Here is a 22,833-nt window from a genome sequence, read left to right as displayed (position 1 = left end):
GCGGAGTTGAAGTTTCGGAGTTTCCAGGAGGCGACACTAGACAAGCGTCTCGAGCTGCTCAAAGCTAACGCTTCTCGCATGATAATCTAGGATGCTAAATCAGGATGAAAACTGGCTAGGCGCTGGAGATGGAGCTGGACATTTCTCGAAGTGAGAAATATATCTGTATATGTAGAAAAAAAGCGCTCCAAATGCCGGAACGCTTTTTGATGAAAATTATAGATCTCGGTGTTCGTATTGTTCGGTGAATAATCGTGAAAACACATAAAAACTGATGCCACTCACAATCAGTGCCAGATAAATAGGATCGAGCCCAAAGAAGCTGATGATTTCTTTTTCGCCTAGATAGACTGCCAGACTTCCAAGGAACAAGGATGCCAGGCTTCCTGCCGGGCTCGCTTTTTCCCAAATGTGCCCTAGCACGTAAGGAATGAAGGCCCCGCCAGCTCTCAGTGTAAAGGAGAACATGAGCAATGTAATGATATCGGAGACATTCCAGATTGCTGTCAGCAAAGCGAATGCTGAAACCACATACATTGTATAGCGGACCATTTTTAAAAGCTTTCCGTCAGCTGCATCCTTGTTGATATACTGATGGTAAATATCATTCGTAAAAATAGAACCAGCTGCCAATAGATTGCTAGACGCACTGGACATTGTCGCTGAAATCAGCGCCGCGAACAGGATCCCCGTGACCACATCTGGCAGCACCTCCATTGCCAGCACCGGCAATGCGTACTGCGCGCCTCTTTCCATCAGCATCGTCCCATCGATCTGGCCATTCTCGACCATGCCATACATGAACAGACCAATCACCGCCGGGATGAACGCGAACAGCACATACACAATAGAAGTAATATAGGATGCGTGCTTAGCAGCCTTGCCGTCTTTGGCAGAATAATAGCGCTGGACCGCCTCCTGGCCAACTGTGAAGGATGCGATATACATCACGACGAGCGCAATGATTGTACCCCAGCCGGCACCGTCAACGAGGCTCCATTTTGCCTCCGGGATATTGGCTGTCACCTGCTCGAATCCGCCGCCAGCCTGGAGTGTGAATGGAATGATCAGCGCCATTCCGACGATGATGAAAATCCACTGGACGACATCGGTATAAACAACGCTGTACATCCCGCCCATGACACTGTATAACGTGACAACCACCGTTACAATGATGACTGAAACCGTGTAGCTCTAGCCGGTCATCACCGATAGAATCGTTGCCGACGCGATGAACTGCACCGCCGTCAGCCCGACCATTGGCAGCAGCATAATAATCGATGTTACAAGTGAATTCGCCTGCCCATATCGCCTGCGGAAATACTCAGGAACTGTTTTTACAGCAGCGTCTCGCAGCATCGGTGCCAGGAACGCCAGCACGATGAACGCAATTGCCATCGTAATGACATACCAGACTGCCGAAAATCCCCAATCGCCATAAGCTTTTTCCACCACCCCTAGCGAAGAACCGCCGCCAACCTCGGTCGCAGCAAGGCTTCCTGCCAGCAGCCACGGACCCATCTTCCGGCCCGCAACAAGGAAATCCTCATTATCATTGATCTTTTTCGAAGATATGTACCCAATCATGATCATAATTCCTAAATAAATGATTACAATCGCAATAACCGTCAAACTTGCCCCCATCAACTCACTCCAAAATGTATATTTTACTTACCCCCTACCCTTAAAAGTTAGCTATTAAGCAAGAAATCCTTGAAATTCCCCCAGAACAAACGCGCGATGCTTGTGATAATGCTCTACTGTTAATCATCCGACCAGTTTTTTGCTTCGACCGAATTACTTTTATAGCGAAAATCTCAATTTTATAGCGAAAAAATGAATTTTATAGCGAAAAAGACTTTTTTATAGCGAATTTTTCATTTTTATAGCGAATTGGAAATTACCAATGATTTTTTCCAGTTGTACGAGCATAAAAAAGAACGGAACCAAACCTGGTTCCGTCCTCCATCAAATTACTATTTCGCTTTCTCAGTGTTTTCCTGCTCTTTCAATCTTTCGAGCGCCATTTCATACGCATCGTTTCCATAGTTCAGGCATCGCTTGACACGGGAAATGGTTGCCGTGCTCGCGCCTGTTTCTGTCTCGATTTTATGATAAGTCTTGCCCTCGCGAAGCATGCGGGCAACCTCAAGGCGCTGTGCAAGCGACTGGATTTCGTTCACTGTCGCCAGGTCGTCGAAGAAGCGATACGCCTCATCGAGATCTTTCAGCGATAAAATCGCCTTGAATAATTGATCGAGTTCTTTTCCTCTAAGTTTATCAATTTGCATATAGTCTACCCCTTATTTCACTCAAATTTTATTGTTGAGAGTCGAATGAGACATCGCTGATCGATGGGACAATGTTGATCCATGTTTTCCCGGGAACGAAACCAGCTCTTGCTCCATCCTTATAAGGGACGATCCTGCCAGCTTCATTTTTCCATTGTATCTCATTCACTTTGCCTTTTTGGAACAGATATCCCTTGCCGCCCGATTCCATATTTATCACCCTTCGGCCTGCATCATCAACAACGCGATGGTCCATTTGCACGACAAGGATGTTATCAATCAGGATTGGTTCCTTCGATTCAAAGTCCACACTTTCTTCACTGCCGTTAAAACGGTGGTACTTCTGTTGTTCCGCGTCATATTCGTAGATTGCATCGAATGACGGCGATCCGTACTTCACCATGAATTCTTCTGCCGGAGTACCTTCCAGGCCTTCAGCTTCCTCACTGCTCAAGAATACTGCAGAAGCAGGTGCTTCATCAAGTTCGTAGCCTTTCTTTTCCGCTCCCTTCACAATATTCTTATAGGTGATATAAGAATTATGAGGTGCCTTCCGGAAATCGGCCCGTTTGAACAATGTTCCATCATACTGCATGCCGTTGATGTTATCGATCACTCCGCGTTCAAGCATATCTTTCGCTTCAGGACTGTAGCCGTGGGCGATAAAAAAGCTGTCATACCCGGATGCCAGGTCGATAAAGTATTCCCTCGCGCTGCGGACCGGCCCTATTTTTTCAGGGTGCTCGCTTTGAAAAATCGCGATGAACCTTGTTACGTCTCCTTCGGCAAGAACCTCGTGGACGACGTCAGCTTTATCAAGACCTGATTGCGGCCGCGCCTTTGGATGGTTATTGACCACCACAGCCACCGCACGGTCAGAACTCTCCTCTGCCGTACCCACCCCGGTCAGCGGGAATTGATACGGAAGTTCCTCCGGTGGAACCGTCTCTTCTACTTCAATCTCTTTTTCTTTATGTTCTGTTGCTTCTTTTTTCTCTGTCTCTTTACTGCTGCACCCCGCCGTAATGATTATTGCGGCTGCCAGCACAGCGATCCATTTTTTCATTATTCCGCCACCCCTTGAACTCCCAGTTCGTTCATGGCTGTCTTTGTCTAGATGCACTTTTATATTTTAACGCATTATCGTTGGAAAGAGTACCGTTTTTTTCATCACATCATAGATACCCTCCTGTGTGATACGGATATATGGTAAATGCGTTGAACTGAAGAATAATAGTGAATATATCGGATCGGCGAATTTATAGCCTTTTTCCTTTAAATAGCCAAGCAGCTTCTTCTCCTCCGCCATCAGCTCAGTCACCGGATGGCTCGACATGATGCCCTGCAGCCTTAACGGAATCTCCTTGACAGGCACGCCATTTTCACAGGCGACAATTCCTCCGCCGAGTTCCTTCATCCTGTTAAAAGCAGCCATCATATCCTGTTTGTTTTTACCAATCAGAATGATGTCACCGGTATTGGAAAACGAGCTTGCCAGCCCCTGCAAGTCGGTCGCGAACCCTTTCAGCATGGTATTAATGCGCCATTTCCCATGACGGTCAATCAGCATGAAAAAGCACTCATCATGATTTGAAGACAATTCCTCAGCGGACACATCAATTGAAATCGAGTACGGTTTTGTAATGACCGAATTCTCCATTTTAATTCCAAAAGGCATCGAGAATTGCATATCATCCGTCGTCAGGTCCCAATCCATTTTAAGTGGCTCAAATCCCATTTGAGTCCAGTCCAGTTCTTTCGCTGCATCAATCACTTCTCCATCACGCTTCACCCACTGGCCTTTTGCCAGAACTGACACAGGTGTCGGGTTCATTTCATCACCTAAAATATTGATGTTCGCAACCCGGCCTGTCGCAATATTGCCGTGAAGATGCTCGAAATTATAATAGCGTGCCACATTAATCGTTGCCATGTTATAGGCATCTATGACCGGGACGCCTCGATCGATGGCAATGCGGATCAATTCATCGATCACGCCATTTTCGTAAAACGCAGTCGATGACCCGTCTGTCGTCATCATAAACCGATCGTAAACTGCGATATCCAGTTCATGAATCTCATCGAGCAGCTTCGGCAAATCCGGTCTGATCGAGGAATGCCTCAAGGAAACCATATAACCTTGCATCAGCCTTCTGCGGACTTCCTCGCCAGTCATCGCCTCATGGTCGCAATCCGCGCCAAACAGCATCATCTTCGCCAGCGTCTTTTCTGATGCACCAGGGAAATGTCCCTCGATTTTCTTGTGATGGCGCTTCGTTTCCTGCATCCAGTGAAGGATCATGTCGTCGCCGTTCATCAGCTTCGGCCAACACGTCAGCTCACCGCCCTGGACGACATTCTCATGCTCAAGCCAGGCCCTGACATTGCTGTTAGAGAAAACCTCCTCCTCATGCTGGATTTCAGTCTGCGCATCAAAACGGCACCACCAATACATGGTTACTGGATTGTCATTCAGCTCATTAATAAAAGAAAACGCTTTCTTTTTTCCTAATTGTAAAGCCAGCACCATATTGTCATTGATCAGTGTCGTGGTCCCCGTCTGCGATGCATAGGCAGCGAAAGAATGGGGATTATAAAGTTGAAATGGATGGGCATGAGGTTCAATATAGCCCGGCACCAGCTTCATCCCGGTGCAATCCACTATTTCACATTGCTTTGTATTTTCAGGCAGGTTTTCACCAACATACACAATCCTGTCATTGTAAATCCAAATGTTCGCAGTCATCCACTTGCGGAATGTCTGGTTCAAATATGTCGCATTCTTCAATAAGACCGTCGGTGAAAGGGTGCCGTCCAAAACAGCAGCATGGTCGCGCAATTGTTTGTTTTTCCATCGATAACGTTGTTCCATACCATGTTCCCCTTTTCTCTATGTTAGAGCTCTGTTAAAAATGGCTGTTGATTTGGATTTAACAGAGCCTCATGTTTAAAATCGTAATTCGCTCAAAAAGTAAGCCCTTACATTATTGTACTATCGTAACATATTTCACTGTTTAACGCATTAAAGAATTTCAAATTAACTGTAAAAATGGAGTAAAGGAGCGATGGATAATGAATGTACGTCCGAATATCGGAATTATCAACGCGCTAATCAGGATTACTGCGGGTTTGACAATCCTGGCATGGTCGACATCGAAAATGGTAAAACGACCATGGAGGGATTCCTATATTTTCATGGCGATGATGGGTGCAATGAAAGTCGGAGAAGGGATTGTCCGTTATTGCCCGCTGACTGCCGCATATGAAAAAGGCCAGGACATGATGGAGGACCGGAACGCTGAAAATGGGGATTCTGAAGGCTGGATTCCTTATAACCCGAGTTGATCTTAAGTAATACAAAAGCCCCCAATAAACCGGGGGCTTAATCTAAAGGAGATGATACTATGTTCTGGGAATATATAATGGATGTCAGCTTCGTCTGGATTGCATTGATCGGAAGCATCATCGCCCTTGTGCTTGTTTACGCGAAGGGCTCTAGCAGGAGACGTGCCCGATAGCCCTGCTGCCTATGTCCTTTCGGTAAAAGGTTTCCGGGCAGTCCAGTTTCTTAAGCTCAGCATATACCTTTTGCTGTGCTTCTTTTAATGAAGACGCTTTGGCCCCGACAAGCAGCACCCTGCCGCCATTGGTCACAAACTCACCATCACTGTTTTCCGACGTGCCCGCATGAAACACCTGCGATATGTTTTCAAGACCCTTCAATACAGCGCCTTTTTCATATTCCTCAGGATAGCCTTTCGCCGCGACGACTACGCCGACCATTGCCTCCTCATGCCATTCAATCTCTGGCTTATTTCCTTCCAGCACTTCTAGCATGATCTCGACCAGATCTGATTTCATCCTTGGCAAAATCACCTGTGTTTCCGGATCGCCGAAGCGCGCGTTGAACTCAATCACCTTAGGACCGTCCATTGTTTCAATCAGCCCTGCATACAGAATTCCGGTAAAGCTGCGCCCTTCCATCTCCATCGCAATCGCCGCCGGTTTAAGGATTTGCTCCACTGCAACCTCGATCGATTCCTTTCTGATGTGGAGGACTGGTGAATACGCGCCCATGCCGCCGGTATTCGGCCCTTTGTCGCCATCAAAGGCACGCTTATGATCCTGAGCGATTTCAAGTGGAATCACACTATCCCCGTTCACAAACGCCATCAGTGAAAACTCTTCCCCTGTTAAAAATTGCTCCATCACCACGCTCGATGACGCCTCGCCGAATTTACTCTCCAGCATCATTTCCTGCAAAGCCTGCTCTGCTTCCTTTACTGTCATCGCCACGACAACACCCTTGCCAGCCGCGAGTCCATCTGCCTTGATGACAATCGGTGCTCCAACCTGGCCGAGATAATCCCGGGCCTCGGCATAATCAGTGAATGTTTCGTATGCAGCTGTAGGAATACCGTACTTTTTCATCAAATCCTTCGCGAATGACTTGCTTCCCTCAATGATTGCCGCAGCTTTACGCGGACCGAACACCTTCAGCCCTTCCTCAATGAAACGATCTGCCAGACCCTCCAGCAGAGGAACCTCCGGACCGATAATTGTCAGACCGACTTGCTCCTCCTTTGCAAAAGAAACAAGTCTATCCAGTTCGGTCTCATTGATTGCCACCAGCTTCGCACAGTCTGCCATTCCTGGATTTCCCGGCGCAGCCAAAACCTCTGACACAAGCAGACTTTCGCTGACCTTCCGGCAAATCGCATGCTCACGGCCGCCTTTGCCAACCACAAGAACCTTCATAACACGCACCCCCGTAAATTTCAGGATAACTGATTAATTGACACCTTACTCAAACCCAAAACCGTATTTGGTCATCCATTAATGCCTGAAATGTCTTACGCCTGTAAACACCATCGCAATCCCATATTCATCCGCTTTTTTAATTGAATCTTCATCACGGACAGATCCGCCTGGCTGGATGATCGCCGTGATTCCGGCTTTTGCCGCTGCTTCGACTGTGTCATCCATCGGGAAGAACGCGTCAGATGCGAGCGCTGCTCCATCCGCATTTGAACCCGCTTGTTCCAGGGCAATTTTAGCGGCACCGACACGGTTCATTTGCCCTGCACCGATGCCGAGCGTCATGTCTTTATCCGCCACGACAATCGCGTTTGACTTAACATGCTTAACAACCTTCCAGCCTAGGTTTAACGCTTCCCACTCGGCTTCCGTCGGTTCACGTTTCGTCGGTACTGAAATTTCTGCCTCCTCAAAGCCAAAAGCGTCCTGTTCCTGGACAAGCAATCCGCCTTCAATCGAGGACAGTGTGTTTTCCTTTGAAGCTTCCCCGTCAAATGAGACCTTCAATAAACGAAGGTTTTTCTTGGCCGTTAAAATTTCCATCGCCTCGGCGCTAAAAGAAGGCGCAATAATAATCTCAAGGAATATTTCATATAGCTTTCGGGCAGTTTCTCCGTCCACTTCGCGGTTCAGTGCGATAATGCCGCCAAAAATCGAAACTGGATCTGATTCAAAAGCTTTTCCAAAAGCATCAAAAATATCTTTTCCAGTGCCAACTCCGCAAGGGTTCATGTGCTTGACCGCAACCGCTGCCGGCTCGGAGAATTCCTTTACAATCTGCAAAGCAGCGTTAGCATCATTGATATTGTTATAGGAAAGCTCTTTTCCGTGAAGCTGTTCCGCTGCCGCAACCGAAAATGCTGAGCCAAGCGGCTTCTGGTAAAAAGCTGCTTTTTGATGAGGATTTTCTCCATAGCGCAGACTTTGCTTCAATTCGTAAGTCACCGTCATTTTTTCCGGCTGTTCCTCGCCTGCAAGGTTGGTCATGTATTCCGCAATCAGCGCATCATAAGCAGCCGTGTGGCGGAATACCTTAGCAGCCAGGCGACGGCGGGTTTCGAGGTTGGTTTCATTATGGCTTTTGTACTCTTCAATCACCTGTTGGTAATCCGCAGGGTCGACAATTACTGTTATGTATTGATGGTTTTTCGCAGAGGCACGCAGCATCGCCGGGCCGCCGATGTCGATGTTTTCGATCGCATCCTCAGGCGTAACACCAGGTTTTGAGATAGTTTCTTTAAAAGGATACAAATTAACGCAGACAAGCTCAATTTTCTCGATTTCATTTTCAGACAGCTGAGCCTGGTGGGATGGATCATCATACTTCGCAAGCAGGCCGCCATGAATTTTGGGATGAAGCGTCTTTACCCGCCCCTCAAGAATCTCTGAAAAACCTGTCACATCGCTGATGCCGATGACCGGGACGCCGCCATCCTTAAGCGCCTGCTTTGTACCTCCTGTCGAGACGATCTCAAATCCAAGCTGTACAAGCTCTTTCGCTAATTCGACAATTCCTTCCTTATTTGAAACACTGATCAGTGCACGCTTTTTTCCCATTGTACTGCCTCCTCTTCTCCGTTCAACAGCTGCTCCAAAACCTCCGGAAACAGGCTGTGTTCAATCCGCTGTATTTTCTTTTGAAGTGTCTCCCGCGTCTCGCCTGGCGCAATTTTCACTGTCGCACTCGCGATGGTCGGTCCGGTATCCATCCCTTCATCGACGTAATGGATCGTCACTCCGGTTTTCTCCACTCCAGCTGCCAGCGCCTGGCCAATCGCATCCTTTCCAGGGAAAGCAGGCAATAATGACGGGTGGATGTTCACGATTTTGCCTTCATAAGCCTCAAGCAATGTCGGGCCTATAAGACGCATGTAGCCGGCAAGGATAATCATCTCGATTTCAAGACCAGCGAGTTTTTGTAAAATCTCTGCTTCATATGCTGCCTTGGAAGGATAGCTCTTCGGGCTTATGACGAATGCAGGAATCCCAAGCATTTCAGCGCGATCGATTGCAAAAGCCCCCGGCTTGTCGCAAACGAGCAGGCTGATGTCAGCGTTCAATGTGCCAGCCTGGACCGCAACCGCGATTGCCTGAAAATTGCTGCCGCTTCCCGATGCAAAAACAGCTATTTTTTTCATGCCTGCTCACCAGCCATTTTCACCTGGATTCCTTCAGAACCGGTAACTGTGCCTATTATAGCAGCCTTCTCGCCCTGCTCGTTAAAAAATGCCGTAACTTCATGGGCGAATTTACTATCGACAACAGCTATCATGCCAATGCCCATATTGAATGTATTATACATGTCCGTACGATCAAGTTGTGCTAAAGATTCCAATGTTTTGAAAACCTGCGGAATCTCCCAGCTGCCTTCCTCCATTTTAGCTCCAAGCCCTTCCGGAAGCATCCTTGGGATATTTTCAATAAAACCGCCGCCCGTGATGTGGGCAAGTCCTTTAAGCTCGAACTGCTTCATCGCGGCAAGCACTGATTTTACATAGATCCGCGTCGGCTTGAGCAGCTCTTCGCCAAGCGTGCAGCCGAACTCCTCGACATGGCGGTCAAGCTCCCAGCCAGCCTGCTCTAAAAACACCTTGCGCACGAGCGAATAGCCATTGCTGTGGATGCCGCTCGACGCCAGTCCGACCAGCACATCGCCTTCCTTGATTTTTTGGCCGTTGATGATATCTGCTTTTTCACAGGCTCCGACCGCAAATCCAGCTAGATCATATTCTTCTGGAGAGTACATCCCCGGCATTTCGGCAGTTTCACCACCGACAAGCGCGCACCCGGCCTGCTCACAGCCATCGGCAATCCCTTTGACAATCGCCTCGATTTTTTCAGGCTGAGCCTTGCCGCAGGCGATGTAATCAAGGAAATATAAAGGTTCCGCCCCCTGGACAACGATGTCATTCACACACATCGCGACCGCGTCGATGCCGATTGTATCATGGCGGTCCATCATAAAGGCAAGCATCAGCTTCGTGCCGACACCATCCGTACCTGAAACGAGCACGGGTTCCTTCAGCCCAAGGCTGGAAAGGTCGAACATACCGCCGAATCCGCCCAGCGCCCCCATTACACCAGGCCTGACCGTCCGATTCACATGCTTTTTAATCCGTTCGACCGCCTCGTACCCGGCCTCAATATCCACACCAGCCTGCTTATACGCATTTGCCATGTTCACTACCTCCGATTTGGCTGTTTTCATCTTTAGTTACCTGTTTTTTGTTCAATCGTTACTCGAAATGCACCTAAGATGTACGGTCTCACCGCGGATTCTCAGAAAGAACATTCAAATTCCCTCGATTACTAGCGTGAATCTCCTAATAGGTAATCATAGCTTCCCAATGATTTCGGGAATCTCCTAATAGGTCATTATATTCTCCCGATCCAAGGCCGGAATCTCCCAATTCATAGCCGTAATCTCCGAAACTTTGCCCATAATCTCCCGAAAACTCGTGATAATTATGCCGTCATCCTAAATTTTGAAAAAACTCCAAAACCAATCAACACTTCTGCCCGGCAGGAACGGCCTGCGGATAGATTTCCGTCGGGTACTTCCCGGTGAAGCATGCCAGGCACTGGCCGCGGGTCTCTCCGCCATCATTGCGTCCAATCGCCTCGAGCATTCCCTCGACACTCAAAAACGTCAATGTGTCAGCACCAATCAATTGGCGAATTTCCTCTACTGAATGTTCAGAAGCAATCAGTTCCTCGCGAGTCGAGGTGTCGATGCCGTAAAAACACGGATTCTGGATCGGCGGTGAGCTGATGACGACATGTACTTCGGTCGCACCTGCCTCTTTTAACATCTTTACGATCCGGCGGCTGGTTGTGCCGCGCACAATCGAATCGTCCACCATGATGACCCGCTTGCCCTCCACAATTCCGCGCACCGGAGAAAGCTTCATCTTCACACCCTGCTCCCTCAACGATTGCGATGGCTGGATGAAGGTCCGGCCGACATAACGGTTCTTGATCAAACCCATCTCATAAGGAATGCCAGATTCCTCTGCATAGCCGATTGCCGCAGAGATACTTGAATCTGGAACACCCGTCACAACATCAGCCTCGATTGGCACTTCCTTTGCCAGCTGCTTGCCGAGATTTTTACGAGCCGCATGCACGTTGATTCCGTGGATGTTGCTGTCGGGTCTTGAAAAATAAATATATTCCATCGTACAGATGGCCGTGGTTGAGTTCATAGAGTACATTTCAGAATGCAGGCCATCTGCATCGATCACGAGCAATTCGCCTGGCAGGATGTCTCTGACAAACTCGGCTCCGACGATATCGAACGCGCAGGTTTCAGACGCGACGACATAAGCATCGCCCAGCCTGCCTAATGAGAGCGGGCGCAGTCCGTGCGGATCGAGCGCGACCATGAATTCTGTTTCGGTCATGATCAAAAAGGCATACGCACCCTTCAGCATCGGCAAGGCATTTTTCACGCGATCCCTCAGCTGACTGAAGCCGCCCCGCTTGATCAAATGAGCGAGCACCTCGGTATCAGAGCTAGTTTGAAAAATGCTCCCCTGTGCTTCAAGCTGGTTCCTCAATGCATCTGCATTCACAAGATTGCCATTATGCGCAAGGGCCAGGCCGCCGTTTTGCGATTGGAACAGAAGCGGCTGGACATTCTCGTAGCCGCCTCCTCCAGCAGTTGCATACCGGACATGGCCAATGGCGCCGACACCCTGGAGGTCTTCCATGGCATCTGAGGTGAAAATTTCTGTCACAAGCCCTTCGCCTTTTCGGCCCTTAAGCTGCTGACCATCACTGACAACGATGCCCGTACCTTCCTGGCCGCGATGCTGCAGGCTGTGAAGGCCGTAATACGTGATTTGTGCTGCCTCGGGATGTCCCCAGATTCCAAAAACGCCGCATTCCTCATTCAAGCCTTTTAGTTCAGCAAGCATGGGATGGCTCCTTTCCAGGCTTTTTTCAGCCCCTCTGCATCTTGATTGATCACATTGCTTCCATCTATATCGATCTTTAAAACTGGTGTTTCAACAACTTTACCAATCAGCACTGCATCTGTTAAACTCTCAAACTCGATCTGGTGCTCTGCTTTTACCGATAAAATGAAGCGGGATTGCGATTCGCTGAACAAGGCTGATACAGCGTTGCCTTCCAGTGTAACCTTAGCTCCCAGCCCTTTGCTGCCAATCACGGATTCAGCAAGCGCAACCGCCACGCCGCCCTCTGCGACATCATGGGCAGAAGCAACAAGCCCTTTTTTGATTGCTGTTAAAACTTGAGCTTGATAGCTTGCTTCCACTTCTAAATCCAGTTCAGGCGCCTTGCCGAAAATCCGGCCATACATAAGCTTCTGGAGCTCGCTGCCACCAAACTCATCCTTCGTATCACCTAGCAGATAAATCAGATCGCCGGCATTTTTAAACTGCTGCGTCGTAACATGCTTTAAGTTTTCTACAAGACCGACCATGCCGACCACCGGTGTCGGATAGACAGCAGTGCCATTCGTTTCGTTATACAGACTCACGTTTCCGCCGATTACAGGCGTGCTCAATGTCCGGCACGCTTCACTCATGCCATCGACCGCTTTTTCAAACTGCCAGAAGATTTCCGGCTTCTCTGGATTCCCGAAGTTCAGGCAATCAGTAATCGCCAATGGCTCGCCGCCTGAGCAGACAATATTGCGCGCCGCCTCTGCAACGGCAATCTTTCCGCCTGTTTCCGGATCAAGATAGATATAGCGTGAGTTGCAGTCGGTCGTCATCGCGAGGCCCTTCTCTGTGCCGCGAATCCTTACAACCGCTGCATCAGAACCAGGTGAAACAACCGTGCTCGTGCGCACCATATGGTCATACTGGTCATACACCCACTCTTTGCTCGCGATCGTCGGCTGCTGGAGCAGCTGCAAAAGGACAGCTTCATAGTTTTCAACAGCAGGAATCTCATTGTCCATGTTCTGGAACTCACGGAAATAGGCCGGTTCACTGGAAGGCTTGTAATAGACAGGTGCCTCTTCAGCGAGCGCATCTGCCGGAACCTCAGCCACTACTTCCCCTTTATGTAAAAGACGAAGCATCTTGTCGTCCGTTACTTTTCCAATCGCAACTGCTTCAAGCTCATACTTTGAAAAAAGATCGATGATTTCCTGCTCACGGCCTTTTTCCACAACGATCAGCATGCGCTCCTGTGATTCGGAAAGCATCATTTCGTATGCCGTCATGCCTGTTTCACGCTGCGGCACAAGGTCAAGATTCATCTCGATCCCGGAACCAGCCTTGCTCGCCATCTCAGCAGATGAACTCGTCAAACCAGCAGCGCCCATGTCCTGGATGCCAACAAGCGCATCATTTTTCACAAGCTCAAGGCAAGCTTCCAACAGCAATTTTTCCATGAACGGGTCGCCAACCTGGACAGCAGGACGCTTCTCTTCCGATGCCTCATTCAATTCCTCGGACGCAAATGTCGCGCCATGAATCCCGTCACGGCCCGTCTTCGCGCCAACATACATCACTGTATTGCCGACGCCATGCGCCTGGCCCTTCTTGATATCCTCATGGTTGATCAGTCCAACGCACATCGCGTTAACTAAAGGATTGCCCTCATAAGCAGCGTCAAACTGGACTTCTCCGCCAACCGTCGGGATTCCGATGCAGTTTCCATACCCGGCAATCCCTGCGACAACCTGTTCAAACAAATATTTCACCCTTGGTGACTCAAGTTCGCCAAAACGGAGGGAATTCAATAGCGCGATCGGCCTTGCTCCCATCGAAAAAACGTCGCGGATGATTCCGCCGACACCCGTTGCAGCGCCCTGGTATGGCTCGATTGCAGATGGATGGTTATGGCTTTCGATTTTGAACACGACCGCCTGGCCATCACCGATATCGACGATTCCCGCACCTTCGCCCGGCCCCTGCAATACACGCTCCCCAGTGACAGGGAACTTTTTCAACACAGGCTTGGAGTTCTTGTAACTGCAGTGTTCTGACCACATGACGGAGAACAAACCTGTTTCTGTATAGTTCGGGGTACGTCCCAGGATTTTTTCGGCAGAAGCAAACTCGCTGTCTGACAGTCCCATTTCCTGATAAATCTTATCCTGTTTAATTTGCTCTGGACTTGGCTCAAGCATTAAGCGCATATGCTTCCCTCCATTGTTTGACGATTGATTTGAAAAGCTTCAGTCCATCGGCGCCGCCAAGCAGCTCATCGACTGCGCGCTCCGGATGCGGCATCATACCGAGGACATTGCCTCGCTCATTGATGATCCCGGCAATATTCTCCAGGCTTCCGTTCGGATTCTCGCCATTGTATGTGAATACGATTTGATTATTGGCCTTTAAACGGGCAAGGGTTTCTTCATCGCAATAATAATTGCCTTCACCATGCGCAACCGGAACCGTGATGACCTCGCCTTTTTCATAGCCAGCCGAAAACATTGTTTCGTTATTCTCCACCTTCAGTTCAACCTGCTTGCAGATGAACTTCAGGCTATCATTGCGGCGCATCGCTCCTGGCAGAAGGCCTGCCTCCAGCAAAATCTGAAATCCGTTGCAGACACCAAGAACTGGCTTTCCTGCTTCAGCAGCCTTTACGACTTCCTTCATGACATTGCTGAACTGCGCGATTGCGCCTGATCTTAAGTAATCTCCATATGAAAAGCCGCCTGGCAAAAGCACAGCATCATAGCCTTCAAGGCTTTCAGCATCATGCCAGACATATTCCGCTTCTTCGCCAAGTTCATCTTTTACACCGTGGTACATGTCGATGTCACAGTTCGAGCCCGGAAAGACAATGACCGCAAATTTCACTGTGCAACAACCTCCTCGACTTCATACCTGTAGTCCTCAATCACCGGATTTGCCAGCAGGCGCTCGCACATTTCCTTGACCGCTGAATCAACATCCTTCACGCTTTCATCCAAAGTGAGCTCCATATACTTTCCGATCCGAACCTCCTGGATGCCTTCGTAACCGTGTGTCGCCAGCGAATTTTTAACAGCCGTCCCCTGTGGATCCAATACACTTTCTCTTAACGTCACATACACCTTCACTTTATACATGCAATTGTCCTCCAAATCTCGTTAAAATGGTTTCATAAGCATCTGTCAGGTTCCCTAAATCACGACGGAATACGTCCTTGTCAAGCTTCTGCTGTGTCTCCATGTCCCACAGGCGGCAAGTATCAGGTGAAATCTCGTCTGCCAGCAAAATCTTCCCGTCTGCATCCTTGCCGAACTCAAGCTTGAAATCTATTAATCTCACGCCAATCTCCGCAAAAAAACCTCCAAGTACATCATTGATTTTCAAGGCCGCGGTCTTCAGCTCAGCCAATTCCTCTGAAGTTGCCAAATTCAGCACATCGACATGCTCATCTGTAATCAGCGGATCGCCCAAAGCATCATCCTTCAGGTAAAACTCTACAATTGGCCGGGAAAGCTTCTGGCCCTCTTCAACACCAAGGCGCTTTGAAAAACTGCCGGCAGCGTAATTCCTGACTACCACCTCAAGCGGAATGATGGAAACCCGCTTGACCAGCTGCTCATTTCCGGAAATTCTTTCGATAAAATGCGATTGGATGCCCACACCGCTAAGCTTCAAGAATAATAGACTCGTAATCTCGTTATTCAGCCTGCCCTTGCCGACAATTTCCGCCTTTTTCTCGCCATTGTAGGCCGTCGCCGAATCCTTGTATTGGACTCTTACAACCTGCTCGTCATCTGTTGCGTAAATCCGTTTCGCTTTCCCTTCGTATAACAGATTTTCCATTTTAACGCCCTCCGATTGGGATAATTAGCAATCTTCAGTCTCTTATTGTTAAAAGAAGGGCAAGAAACCTTGCCCCTTCGTATTAAAGCCCCAGTCTTTCAAAAATCATATCCACATGCTTGATATGGTAGTTGTAATCAAAGCAGTCATCGATTTCCGCTTCACTTAGCATTCCGGCAATCTTTTCATCCTCTTCGATGAGGCTGCGGAACTGCACCTGTTTTTCCCACGCTTCCATTGCACGAGGCTGGACAGTGTCATACGCTTCTTCACGGGACATGCCCTTATCGATCAAAGCAAGCAGCACTCGTTGGGAGTAGATCAAGCCAAGCGTCCGGTCCATATTGCGCTTCATGTTCTCCGGATATACCGTCAAATTTTTCACGATATTGCCGAAGCGGTTCAGCATATAGTTCAATGCTATTGTTGCGTCTGGTAAAATAATTCTCTCTGCAGAAGAATGCGAGATATCGCGCTCATGCCATAAAGGTACATTCTCGAAAGCAGTGGTCATATAGCCGCGGATGACCCTTGCCATCCCCGTCATATTTTCAGAGCCAATCGGATTGCGCTTATGCGGCATCGCCGATGAACCCTTCTGGCCTTTCGCAAAAAACTCCTCCACTTCACGAGTTTCGCTCTTTTGCAGTCCGCGAATCTCTACTGCGAATTTTTCAATCGAAGTTGCAATCAATGCCAGCGTCGACATATAAAAAGCATGGCGGTCACGCTGCAAGGTCTGAGTCGAAATCGGTGCCGGCTGCAATCCTAATTTTTCACAGACATACGCTTCAACGAATGGATCGATATTCGCATAAGTACCGACCGCACCGGAAATCTTGCCGAACTCCACATCGCGGGAAGCCATTTTGAATCGCTCCAGATTGCGCTTCATCTCCTCCAGCCAAAGCGCCAGCTTCAAGCCAAAAGTGGTAGGCTCAGCATGAACGCCGTGAGTACGGCCCATCATGACTGTGTATTTATATTCTTTTGCCTTATTAGCCAGGATCTCAACAAAGTTTTCTAGATCCTTCAGCAAAATCGCATTCGCCTGCTTAAGCACATACGATAAAGCTGTATCCACCACATCTGTAGAAGTCAGGCCATAATGCACCCACTTGCGCTCTTCGCCAAGCGTCTCTGACACCGCTCTTGTAAAAGCAACGACATCATGGCGCGTCTCTTCTTCAATCTCCTTGATACGGTCAATATCAAAAGATGCGTTCTCACGAAGTTTCTTTACGTCTTCCTTAGGAATGTCCCCAAGCTCAGCCCATGCTTCACAAGCAAGAATTTCAACCTCGAGCCATGCCTTAAAGCGGTTCTCTTCCGTCCAGATTGCTCCCATTTCCGGTCTTGTATAACGATCTATCATCTGTTTTGTCCTCCGATCATTTCTGCTGCGCCTTCCCAGATGCCGCTTTGCTCTGCTTCTGCCAGCGCCTGCTCTACTGTTTCTCTTAAAAGGGTCACATGCCCCATCTTCCTTTTATACTTCGCTTCTTTTTTGCCGTATAAGTGGATTTTCCAATCCTGCAAGCCGGCGATTTTATCCAGCAATGGCTGCTGGTGCTGCCCCAGGATATTTACCATCACAGCATGCTTCAGCAACTTCGTGCTTCCCAATGGCCAGCCGCAAACTGCCCTGATATGCTGCTCGAACTGCGAAGTCTCACATGCTTCAATACTATAATGCCCCGAGTTATGCGGCCTCGGTGCCAGTTCATTTATGTAAAGCTCGTCATTCTCAGCTAAAAACATTTCCACTGCCAGCGTCCCAACCAATCCTAATGCTGAGGCGATTTGCTCAGCTGCTTCCATAGCCTTTTCTTCCGCCATGGAACTGATTCTCGCCGGCACGATGGTCTGGTGCAGGATGTTTTCCTTATGGATGTTTTCCGCTACCGGAAAAACGGTAGTTTCACCATTCGTACCGCGAGTGATGATCACCGAAATTTCTTTTTCAAAAGGAACCCATTTTTCCAGTACACATGCTCCCTGGCTGACCAGTGTTTCAGCTAATGGAATATCATCCACAGACCTGATGACCAGCTGGCCCTTGCCGTCATAGCCGCCGCGTGCTGTTTTCAATACTGCCGGCAATCCCAGTTCCTCGACACCTGCCCTGACATCCTCCACTCTTGTCACAACCGCATATGGAGCGACCCTGACGCCAGCTGCCTGGATATTGCGCTTCTCTTCTATCCTGTCCTGAGTGACCCTCAGCAATTCCGTTCCCTGCGGCACATAGGCATGTTTATTCAGCCAGTCAAGCGCATCCGCATCAATATTCTCAAACTCATAAGTAATTACATCACTGCTATCAGACAGCTGCTTGATTTTAACAAGATCATCATATCCGCCGACAATCTGCTCGTCAGCCACCTGACCGCACGGGCAATCCTCTGTCGGATCAAGCACGATCACCCTAAATCCCATCGCTTTTGCCGACAGCGCCATCATCTTGCCAAGCTGCCCGCCGCCAATGATCCCGATTGTCTCTCCTGGAAAAATCAATTTAGACAAGCTCATCACTGCTTTCCATCACTGACATTTTTGTTTCTTCCCTCAGCCGCTCCAATCTCTGTGCAACTCCACTGTCAAATGCCCCAAGAATCTGTGCTGCAAGGAGACCGGCGTTCGTTGCACCCGCTTTCCCGATTGCGACCGTCGCAACAGGCACGCCGCCAGGCATTTGGACAATTGATAAAAGTGAATCCAAGCCGTTGAGAGCCCTCGACTGCACTGGCACTCCAATGACTGGAAGTGTGGTCTTCGCCGCTACCATCCCCGGCAAATGTGCTGCACCGCCCGCTCCAGCGATGATGACTTTTATACCTTCGTCCCTCGCACTCTCCGCAAACTCAAACATCAAATCCGGCGTCCGATGCGCTGAAACGACCTTCTTTATATAAGAAACTTCCAGCTGATCAAGTATGTCACATGCATGCTTCATCGTTTCCCAATCTGACTTGCTCCCCATTATGACTGCAACCGTCATTTCTCTAACCTCCCTTTGGAGTATCACAACAAAAAACCCGGATAGACTGCTTCCTCTGATAGAAGAGAAAGTAGTCTGTCCGGGTGCATAAGCAAAGAAATCCATAAGTGAACGCAGATTTCTTTTCCCTTCACTTAAAAACTACTTTCCCTCATAGTCCGGCGATTTACGGTTGCCGGGTAGAGACTCATGGGCCATATCCCCATTATTATACGAGGGAAAACTAAATTTCACTTTCGACATTTACATATTAACAACTAATTCGACTTATTGTCAATCAATAATCGAACATTTGGTAATTTCTATTTTATAATGTTCGTGTTTAAGGCTTTAAACTACTAACGCAAGTCAGCTTTCAATCAACTTTGCTTCAAAAAGGATCTGCCTGCCAGCAGGCTCATATTCAACGGTGCCATTCTTTTCTACTTCTTTAAAAATCGGCTTTTCCATCCTGCGGACAGGGGCGAATCCATCCTTCTTCATCCTATTAAGACAATCATCGATTGATTCATGTTCACCGACTTCATACATTTGTTTCTTTTTTCCCTTGCTCATGAAAACAGCTTTCCTTTCCGTACTGATTTTACCCAGAATCCGCCATGGATCGATTTTGGCTCATAAGCGATGATAAATGCCTTCGGGTCCAATTCCTTAATCTTCTCATAGAGCTTCAATTCATATTTTCGCGGCGTTAAAATTTGCATCGCCATCCGGTCGCCCTCAAGCCCATGGGCAGCCCAGTCCGTCACACCGTAACCGAGTTCACGCAAAGCCTTCGGCAAATCCACATCATATTCTTTCGTAATCACATTGATTGTAATATAGCCAAGTGCCAGCTTCTCTTCGATTTTCATCCCGACAATGACACCAATGCCATAGCCAACAGCATATGCAACGAGATTCTGTATCTCATTTAAATTCTCAAGCACCAGACCAAGTCCAACAACATAAATCACAACTTCAATCGTGCTAAGCCCAGCAGCCAAATAACGCTGCCCCTTTAACGTCAAGATCATCCTGATTGTAAAAAAAGACACATACACAATATTGATGATTAAGATGATGGCCACCATGACAAAACTATTCTCCAGCATTCAAAACCCTCCAGACATCTCTTCTAATAATCCCTAATGTTCGCATTAATCAAATCACTTGTAAAGGGAAAAGCGCAAGCGCCTTGTTCAGTCCTGACAAGCGCTGGAGGGCCGACCAGTGAAGTCGCTCTTTGACTTCATTGGATGGACCGAAGCGACTCGAGGGACTAGGCGCTGGAGCTAGACACTATTCTTTATTACCATAACTAAAAAGATTCTTATTTTAAGGTTTCCTTAACCTTATGTTTTGAAACTTTTTTAAATAAAAAATGATGAGTGATTGACAGTCTCCTTTTCATACTAAATAATATGGAAGTGTATACCAGCGGGAAAAGGGAGTGTAAATATTGTTCTTTCGCCGCAAGTTTTACATAGTAAAAAATGAATTCATCGAACCATTCAATCGCTTATTTAACGACATTAACCTGCCTAATCAATTAAAATACGGAGCACGGCTAATCGGCAGATGGATGCTGCCCCATGATGATGATACAACAGAAATATTCGCTATTTGGGAATACGACAGCTATGAGGCATATCTTGAAATAGAAAGCGATGTCAAAAGCGATATAGAACATCTTAAGCGTATTCGAAATTGGTACGATGAACATGGCGGAAAGGAGCTTGTACAAAAGCAATACTTTTTGGAAGCCAGGAATGAAAAGCTGCTTTCCACCGTCTCCATAAATCAAAAAACATCAAGCCATTCCTGAATTGGCTTGATGTTTTTTGATTTATGGAGTTTAAGATTTTATATTTTAAAAGCTGTTACTGTATCCTTTAGCGTTTCAGCCATTGTTGACAGATTGTTTGCAGAGGCGGTTATTTCCTCCATTGAGGCTAATTGTTCCTCAGCCGACGCGGCAACATTCTGACTATGCAGTGATGAATCCCTGGATATAGAGGCCATTCCATTGACTGTTGATGATATTTCTTCTGTACTCGCAGACATCTGTTCTGCGGTAGCAGCCATCCCTTCGACTTGTCCGCTCAGATTCTCCATGGACCGAAGGATTTCCTGAAAGCTTTTTTGCGAGCCTTCAACTATTTCGAGGCCACTCAGCACCTCTTTTTTAACAGTTTCCATCGAAACATTTGAATGCTCCATATCTGTTTGGATATGCCTGATCAAATCTGAAATCTGGGATGACGAAATCTGGGACTGCTCTGCCAATTTCCTAACTTCCGCTGCAACCACTGCAAACCCTTTTCCATGGTCTCCTGCTCTTGCCGCTTCAATGGCTGCGTTAAGGGCGAGTAAGTTGGTTTGATCAGCTATTTGGGTAATAGCCTCTGAAATACTCCCAATCTGTCTAGACCTTTCATTCAGCAAGCGGATGACTTCTCCAGTTTCATTAACAGAAGCATGAATCAAATTTATCTGGCTTGCTGTCTGCTGGACAAATTCCTCACCCTGTTTGGCATGGTCACTTGCTTCCGAACTGGCTTCAGCAATCAAAGAGGAAGTTTCCGCAATATTAGCGACTCCCTTAGCCAGCTCCTCCAATGAACTCGCACTTTCCTCTATACCCTGTTTTTGAGATTCCGAGCCGCCGGCAATTTGCTGAATCGCCTCTGTTATCTGCTCAGTCGCCCTGCTTGTCTGTTCAGCTCCTGCATTCAACTCCTCTGAAGATGCAGCAACCTGTTCTGATGTTTCCAACACCTCTCTCAGCATTGAGCTTAGACTATCTTTCATCCTATTGAAACTATTTGCAAGATCGCTAAGTTCATCACCACTATGGTCCTCAATCTCTGCGGTAAAATCCCCCGCACCAGCCTTAGTCATTGCTTCCGATACTGCCACAAGCCTTCTTCTAAGGGCACGCGTAAACAAGTAGATCCCTATCGAAGCGATGATGACGACAATGATCACCTGGATGATAAATTTAGTCATGAAAGATGATAGAATATCATCGATCGTCTTCTCAGAAGATCCTACGTAGAAAATCCCAATTGCTTTACCACTCTGATCCTTTATAGGCGTATAGGCTGTTTGATAGGAATAACCCGCCACGATCGCTTCACCATAGTACGGTTTCCCTTGCTTCAGGACGACATCAGCCACTTCTTCAGAAACCTTCGTTCCTACAGCGCGTTTGCCCTCAAGCATGACATTTGTCGCTATCCGGGTATCCCCCTGAAAAATTGTTACCGTATCACCTGTATCATTACCAATCGTGTCTACAATCTCATAGTAATCATTAAAAAGCTGAACACCCTTATATAACTGACCATTTTTGATTTCCCATTCACCAGGAAACTTATTGTTGATATACCGCTCACTAAGAGCAAGGTCTCCCCTTGCCTTCTCCACCGCAAAAGACTTGATTCCCTTTGTCACTTCCCTGGTTACGACTACGCCAATAATCACAGATAGCAACAGAACCGTGCCCAGTACAATTAAATTGATTTTAGTCCCTAATTTCAAGCGCAGTCCATCCTTTTTCTTCCCCACAATACGTGCTCCCCCTTGATGAAATTACTGCTAGATACAAACCATACCTGCTAGTGTAATATCGGAAGCGTAGAGCATATATCCATAATCGGTGAAAGGTTTTCATAAAATAGACACATTCAATTTATTTTGATTTTTTGTGTAAATAAAAGAACAGCTAATATAGCTGTTTTCATAAATCCTTGCTGTGTTTTGAGGTTGCGGTTGGTTGGCATTGATAGGGCAGCTTTTTATGCTTCTCCTTCAAACCTGTTTGGAGTTGTACCAGGTTCAGACAACTTTTTGTGCTTTACCTCCAAACTTGTCTGAATTTAGACCAAATAATTCAGTTGCTGCATTATTTCACAGATCATCTATAAATCAGCATACAAAAAAAGAACAGCCATTACAGCTGTTCTTTCGTGTGCCCGGCGGCGTCCTACTC

General features: G+C 47.6%; 22 protein-coding genes, 1 pseudogene and 1 riboswitch. Of the genes and pseudogenes, 4 read left to right on the top strand and 19 right to left on the bottom strand.

Annotated elements, in window-relative coordinates:
- Positions 1–216: 216 nt before the first annotated feature.
- From J7I80_RS02210 to J7I80_RS02190, 4 genes and pseudogenes are all read right to left on the bottom strand, one after another.
- Positions 217–1,587: pseudogene (locus tag J7I80_RS02210) on the bottom strand (sodium:solute symporter family protein).
- A gap of 389 nt (positions 1,588–1,976) precedes the next feature.
- Positions 1,977–2,291 (bottom strand): YerC/YecD family TrpR-related protein, encoded by a 315-nt coding sequence (locus J7I80_RS02200; RefSeq protein WP_214735800.1) that lies wholly within the window; start codon positions 2,289–2,291, stop codon positions 1,977–1,979.
- A 28-nt stretch (positions 2,292–2,319) separates the two neighbouring features.
- Positions 2,320–3,357: a DUF3048 domain-containing protein gene (locus J7I80_RS02195; RefSeq protein ID WP_214735799.1), complete on the bottom strand. Its 1,038-nt coding sequence runs from the start codon at positions 3,355–3,357 to the stop codon at positions 2,320–2,322.
- 66 nt (positions 3,358–3,423) lie between these two features.
- Complete coding sequence (locus J7I80_RS02190) at positions 3,424–5,163, bottom strand: adenine deaminase C-terminal domain-containing protein (protein ID WP_214735798.1); 1,740 nt, start codon at positions 5,161–5,163, stop codon at positions 3,424–3,426.
- Positions 5,164–5,363: 200 nt separating this feature from the next.
- Between J7I80_RS02190 and J7I80_RS02185 the strand changes: the two genes are divergently transcribed.
- Positions 5,364–5,636: a YgaP family membrane protein gene (locus J7I80_RS02185; protein WP_214735797.1), complete on the top strand. Its 273-nt coding sequence runs from the start codon at positions 5,364–5,366 to the stop codon at positions 5,634–5,636.
- Positions 5,637–5,695: 59 nt separating this feature from the next.
- Positions 5,696–5,809, top strand: coding sequence for an EYxxD motif small membrane protein (locus tag J7I80_RS23595; RefSeq protein ID WP_353050077.1), 114 nt, complete (start codon positions 5,696–5,698; stop codon positions 5,807–5,809).
- Here the strand turns inward: J7I80_RS23595 and purD are convergent.
- The 14 genes from purD to J7I80_RS02115 form a co-directional block, all read right to left on the bottom strand.
- On the bottom strand, positions 5,787–7,049 hold the full coding sequence (purD, locus tag J7I80_RS02180) for a phosphoribosylamine--glycine ligase (protein ID WP_214735796.1): 1,263 nt from the start codon (positions 7,047–7,049) through the stop codon (positions 5,787–5,789). The genes J7I80_RS23595 and purD overlap by 23 nt on opposite strands.
- Positions 7,050–7,127: 78 nt before the next feature.
- Positions 7,128–8,666 (bottom strand): bifunctional phosphoribosylaminoimidazolecarboxamide formyltransferase/IMP cyclohydrolase, encoded by a 1,539-nt coding sequence (gene purH, locus J7I80_RS02175; RefSeq protein WP_214735795.1) that lies wholly within the window; start codon positions 8,664–8,666, stop codon positions 7,128–7,130.
- Entirely contained in the window at positions 8,645–9,247 is a 603-nt protein-coding gene (purN, locus tag J7I80_RS02170) for a phosphoribosylglycinamide formyltransferase (protein WP_214735794.1), read from the bottom strand. The genes purH and purN overlap by 22 nt, the downstream gene beginning before the upstream one ends.
- Entirely contained in the window at positions 9,244–10,287 is a 1,044-nt protein-coding gene (purM, locus tag J7I80_RS02165) for a phosphoribosylformylglycinamidine cyclo-ligase (protein ID WP_214735793.1), read from the bottom strand. Before purM ends, purN begins: the two co-directional genes overlap by 4 nt.
- A 328-nt stretch (positions 10,288–10,615) precedes the next feature.
- Entirely contained in the window at positions 10,616–12,028 is a 1,413-nt protein-coding gene (gene purF / locus J7I80_RS02160; RefSeq protein WP_214735792.1) for an amidophosphoribosyltransferase, read from the bottom strand.
- Positions 12,013–14,229 (bottom strand): phosphoribosylformylglycinamidine synthase subunit PurL, encoded by a 2,217-nt coding sequence (purL, locus tag J7I80_RS02155; RefSeq protein WP_214735791.1) that lies wholly within the window; start codon positions 14,227–14,229, stop codon positions 12,013–12,015. The genes purF and purL overlap by 16 nt, the downstream gene beginning before the upstream one ends.
- On the bottom strand, positions 14,213–14,899 hold the full coding sequence (purQ, locus tag J7I80_RS02150) for a phosphoribosylformylglycinamidine synthase subunit PurQ (protein WP_214735790.1): 687 nt from the start codon (positions 14,897–14,899) through the stop codon (positions 14,213–14,215). The genes purL and purQ overlap by 17 nt, the downstream gene beginning before the upstream one ends.
- On the bottom strand, positions 14,896–15,150 hold the full coding sequence (gene purS / locus J7I80_RS02145) for a phosphoribosylformylglycinamidine synthase subunit PurS (protein WP_102260929.1): 255 nt from the start codon (positions 15,148–15,150) through the stop codon (positions 14,896–14,898). The genes purQ and purS overlap by 4 nt, the downstream gene beginning before the upstream one ends.
- On the bottom strand, positions 15,143–15,856 hold the full coding sequence (gene purC, locus J7I80_RS02140) for a phosphoribosylaminoimidazolesuccinocarboxamide synthase (RefSeq protein ID WP_214735789.1): 714 nt from the start codon (positions 15,854–15,856) through the stop codon (positions 15,143–15,145). The genes purS and purC overlap by 8 nt, the downstream gene beginning before the upstream one ends.
- An 82-nt stretch (positions 15,857–15,938) precedes the next feature.
- Positions 15,939–17,231, bottom strand: coding sequence for an adenylosuccinate lyase (purB, locus tag J7I80_RS02135; protein WP_214735788.1), 1,293 nt, complete (start codon positions 17,229–17,231; stop codon positions 15,939–15,941).
- Positions 17,228–18,388, bottom strand: coding sequence for a 5-(carboxyamino)imidazole ribonucleotide synthase (gene purK, locus J7I80_RS02130; protein ID WP_214735787.1), 1,161 nt, complete (start codon positions 18,386–18,388; stop codon positions 17,228–17,230). Before purK ends, purB begins: the two co-directional genes overlap by 4 nt.
- Positions 18,375–18,857, bottom strand: coding sequence for a 5-(carboxyamino)imidazole ribonucleotide mutase (gene purE, locus J7I80_RS02125; protein ID WP_214735786.1), 483 nt, complete (start codon positions 18,855–18,857; stop codon positions 18,375–18,377). Before purE ends, purK begins: the two co-directional genes overlap by 14 nt.
- 134 nt (positions 18,858–18,991) lie before the next feature.
- Positions 18,992–19,093: riboswitch (purine riboswitch) on the bottom strand.
- A 112-nt stretch (positions 19,094–19,205) separates the two neighbouring features.
- Positions 19,206–19,412 carry an NETI motif-containing protein gene (locus J7I80_RS02120; RefSeq protein ID WP_214735785.1) on the bottom strand — a complete coding sequence of 69 codons (207 nt, stop codon included), beginning with the start codon at positions 19,410–19,412 and terminating at the stop codon, positions 19,206–19,208.
- On the bottom strand, positions 19,409–19,951 hold the full coding sequence (locus J7I80_RS02115) for a DUF2179 domain-containing protein (protein WP_214735784.1): 543 nt from the start codon (positions 19,949–19,951) through the stop codon (positions 19,409–19,411). Before J7I80_RS02115 ends, J7I80_RS02120 begins: the two co-directional genes overlap by 4 nt.
- Before the next feature lie 347 nt (positions 19,952–20,298).
- On the opposite strand from J7I80_RS02115, the gene J7I80_RS02110 reads away from it, so the two are divergent.
- On the top strand, positions 20,299–20,664 hold the full coding sequence (locus J7I80_RS02110; protein WP_214735783.1) for an NIPSNAP family protein: 366 nt from the start codon (positions 20,299–20,301) through the stop codon (positions 20,662–20,664).
- Between the two features lie 38 nt (positions 20,665–20,702).
- On the opposite strand, the gene J7I80_RS02105 is transcribed toward J7I80_RS02110, so the two are convergent.
- Positions 20,703–22,409, bottom strand: coding sequence for a methyl-accepting chemotaxis protein (locus tag J7I80_RS02105; protein WP_214735782.1), 1,707 nt, complete (start codon positions 22,407–22,409; stop codon positions 20,703–20,705).
- A 208-nt stretch (positions 22,410–22,617) separates the two neighbouring features.
- On the opposite strand from J7I80_RS02105, the gene J7I80_RS02100 reads away from it, so the two are divergent.
- The coding region (locus tag J7I80_RS02100) for a hypothetical protein (RefSeq protein WP_214735781.1) at positions 22,618–22,833 on the top strand (216 nt) is incomplete at its 3' end.

It is taken from the genome of Bacillus sp. ISL-41 (assembly GCF_018613235.1).
In the GTDB taxonomy this organism is placed as follows: domain Bacteria; phylum Bacillota; class Bacilli; order Bacillales; family Cytobacillaceae; genus Mesobacillus.
Note: the sequence above shows the minus strand (reverse complement) of the source record. Positions and strands in the feature narration are given on the sequence as shown.

Bases quoted from the DNA above. Each gene is read 5' to 3' on its own strand.
- purM (WP_214735793.1), bottom strand. From the start codon at position 10,287: ATGGCAAATGCGTATAAGCAGGCTGGTGTGGATATTGAGGCCGGGTAC.
- J7I80_RS02120 (WP_214735785.1), bottom strand. From the start codon at position 19,412: ATGAGCAAGGGAAAAAAGAAACAAATGTATGAAGTCGGTGAACATGAA.
- purC (WP_214735789.1), bottom strand. From the start codon at position 15,856: ATGGAAAATCTGTTATACGAAGGGAAAGCGAAACGGATTTACGCAACA.
- purE (WP_214735786.1), bottom strand. From the start codon at position 18,857: ATGACGGTTGCAGTCATAATGGGGAGCAAGTCAGATTGGGAAACGATG.
- purN (WP_214735794.1), bottom strand. From the start codon at position 9,247: ATGAAAAAAATAGCTGTTTTTGCATCGGGAAGCGGCAGCAATTTTCAG.
- J7I80_RS02115 (WP_214735784.1), bottom strand. From the start codon at position 19,951: ATGCTGGAGAATAGTTTTGTCATGGTGGCCATCATCTTAATCATCAAT.
- purD (WP_214735796.1), bottom strand. From the start codon at position 7,049: ATGAAGGTTCTTGTGGTTGGCAAAGGCGGCCGTGAGCATGCGATTTGC.
- J7I80_RS02190 (WP_214735798.1), bottom strand. From the start codon at position 5,163: ATGGAACAACGTTATCGATGGAAAAACAAACAATTGCGCGACCATGCT.
- purS (WP_102260929.1), bottom strand. From the start codon at position 15,150: ATGTATAAAGTGAAGGTGTATGTGACGTTAAGAGAAAGTGTATTGGAT.
- purH (WP_214735795.1), bottom strand. From the start codon at position 8,666: ATGGGAAAAAAGCGTGCACTGATCAGTGTTTCAAATAAGGAAGGAATT.
- J7I80_RS02200 (WP_214735800.1), bottom strand. From the start codon at position 2,291: ATGCAAATTGATAAACTTAGAGGAAAAGAACTCGATCAATTATTCAAG.
- J7I80_RS02185 (WP_214735797.1), top strand. From the start codon at position 5,364: ATGAATGTACGTCCGAATATCGGAATTATCAACGCGCTAATCAGGATT.
- J7I80_RS23595 (WP_353050077.1), top strand. From the start codon at position 5,696: ATGTTCTGGGAATATATAATGGATGTCAGCTTCGTCTGGATTGCATTG.
- purL (WP_214735791.1), bottom strand. From the start codon at position 14,229: ATGCGCTTAATGCTTGAGCCAAGTCCAGAGCAAATTAAACAGGATAAG.
- J7I80_RS02195 (WP_214735799.1), bottom strand. From the start codon at position 3,357: ATGAAAAAATGGATCGCTGTGCTGGCAGCCGCAATAATCATTACGGCG.
- purK (WP_214735787.1), bottom strand. From the start codon at position 18,388: ATGAGCTTGTCTAAATTGATTTTTCCAGGAGAGACAATCGGGATCATT.
- purF (WP_214735792.1), bottom strand. From the start codon at position 12,028: ATGCTTGCTGAACTAAAAGGCTTGAATGAGGAATGCGGCGTTTTTGGA.
- purB (WP_214735788.1), bottom strand. From the start codon at position 17,231: ATGATAGATCGTTATACAAGACCGGAAATGGGAGCAATCTGGACGGAA.